The 1,793-nt window shown below is 38.9% G+C and carries 3 protein-coding genes; 2 read left to right on the top strand and 1 reads right to left on the bottom strand.

Annotated elements, in window-relative coordinates:
• A partial coding sequence (locus tag ACY65O_RS11450; RefSeq protein ID WP_462220991.1) for a hypothetical protein occupies positions 1-238 on the top strand: 238 nt, incomplete at its 5' end.
• 272 nt (positions 239-510) lie between these two features.
• Here ACY65O_RS11450 and ACY65O_RS11445 read toward each other — a convergent pair.
• Positions 511-822 (bottom strand): tetratricopeptide repeat protein, encoded by a 312-nt coding sequence (locus tag ACY65O_RS11445; protein ID WP_462220990.1) that lies wholly within the window; start codon positions 820-822, stop codon positions 511-513.
• 73 nt (positions 823-895) lie between these two features.
• Here ACY65O_RS11445 and ACY65O_RS11440 point away from each other — a divergent pair, with 73 nt between their 5' ends.
• Entirely contained in the window at positions 896-1,639 is a 744-nt protein-coding gene (locus tag ACY65O_RS11440; RefSeq protein ID WP_462220989.1) for an electron transfer flavoprotein subunit beta/FixA family protein, read from the top strand.
• Positions 1,640-1,793 lie beyond the last annotated feature (154 nt).

Below are 1,793 nucleotides of genomic sequence, written 5' to 3'. Positions count from 1 at the left end.
GTCATTTCTTGGTTATGTTTCATTTATACAAGCAGAACATCAATTAGTCTCTCCTCTTATTCCAACCTCAACAGTGCTTCAAATTGCAAAACATTCCATTTATGCAAGTTTACCTGCTGCTGTTTTACTTTTAATTTCTTTAGGCTTTTATTTTTATCAAAAGAGAATAGTGGTAATTATTTTGTCCTCGCTTGCTATAATCAGTTATTATGTTTTGTCGAATACCGATTTGATTTAAAGGTGCTCAATAAAGATATACTGTATCCCGATACATCGGGACGGCGCCACCAGAGTTGAAAAAAATTCTATGCCCGGTCAAAAAAAATATTCAATATTCAATTCTCAACAATCAATACTCAATGTAAATGCCTTGTATTAATACTTTTAGTTCCACTAATAAAACGCAGTATCAAATTGAATGCTCCTGTATTTCATTGAAATTTGAACATTGAATATTGAATATTTAATTCCTCCATGATCAAGTTCTCTGCTGCGGCGGACGGAGTGGTTCTACTCCTCCAAATCCTCCTTCGCTCCCATCAACTCATTATACGAATGATTATCGCTCACTCTTTTGGCTTCCCACATGCCACGTTCATACACTTTTATGGCTTTTTCAAACTCCCCGGCACGCTCTAACAATTTGCCCAAATGATAATAAGAACCGATGTAAGTAGGCTCTCTCAGCAAAATTTCGTTAAACAATTTACGGGCTTCCTCATCCCTGTCCACCTTAATGTATTCCAGTGCCAGCGCATGTTGCAGAAAACTATCCTTATCGGAGGTCTTCATGTATTCCAGCAATTTTTCTATCCTGCTCAATTTTTTATTTTTAATTTTTTACTTTTTAATTCGCTTCTCTTATCTTTGCTTTTAGTTGCATAAACAACCATTTATGAAAATATTAGTTTGCATTTCAAAAACGCCGGATACCACGGCAAAAATAGCCTTCACAGATAACAATACGAAATTTGCTGCCGATGGCGTGCAATGGATCATTAATCCGTACGACGAATGGTACGCATTAGTAAGAGCTATCGAATTAAAAGAAGCCGATGCTTCCACCGTTATTCATTTAATAACAGTTGGTGGTGCCGATACCGAGCCTATCATTCGTAAAGCATTAGCTTTGGGCGGCGATGAAGCCATTAGAGTTAATGCCGACAGTCATGATAGTTTTTTTATTGCATCGCAAATTGCCGAAGTGGCAAAGGCGGGTGCCTACGATTTAATTTTTACCGGTAAAGAAACGATTGATTACAATGGCTCTTCCATTGGCGGTATGGTGGCAGAATTATTAAACATTCCATATGTATCGCATGCCGCTAAATTTGATTTGGTGGATGGCGCCGCAGTTATTGTACGTGAAATTGAAGGCGGTGAAGAAACCAATAAAGTTGGGCTGCCCGTTGCCGTTAGCTGCCAGAAAGGAATGGCCGAACAGCGCATTCCCAACATGAAAGGTATTATGGGTGCAAGGAGTAAACCACTAAAAGTGCAGGAGCCTGTTGCGGTTGATGCTTTGACTTCGATTGTATCTTTTGATTTACCACCGGCAAAGGCAGGTGTTAAATTAGTAAGTGCCGAAACGCCTGAAGAATTGGTGAGATTGCTGCATGAGGAAGCGAAGGTGTTTTAGCCCTTGTCTCCGCCAGCTGGCGGAGAACTAAGGTCGAATCAATATTTACAACATGTTAGTTCTTTTAATTTTATTAGTGTCTTTTTTGGGACAGGCATTTGTTTTTTATGGCATCATCGTTGTGTCACTCACTTATACTATTAGTTCTTTATTC

Source organism: Ferruginibacter sp. (genome assembly GCF_031430955.1).
In the GTDB taxonomy this organism is placed as follows: domain Bacteria; phylum Bacteroidota; class Bacteroidia; order Chitinophagales; family Chitinophagaceae; genus Ferruginibacter.
Note: the sequence above shows the minus strand (reverse complement) of the source record. Positions and strands in the feature narration are given on the sequence as shown.

What these genes read in the sequence shown, in the direction of transcription:
- ACY65O_RS11440 (WP_462220989.1), top strand. Translation starts at nt 896, where the DNA reads ATGAAAATATTAGTTTGCATTTCAAAAACGCCGGATACCACGGCAAAA.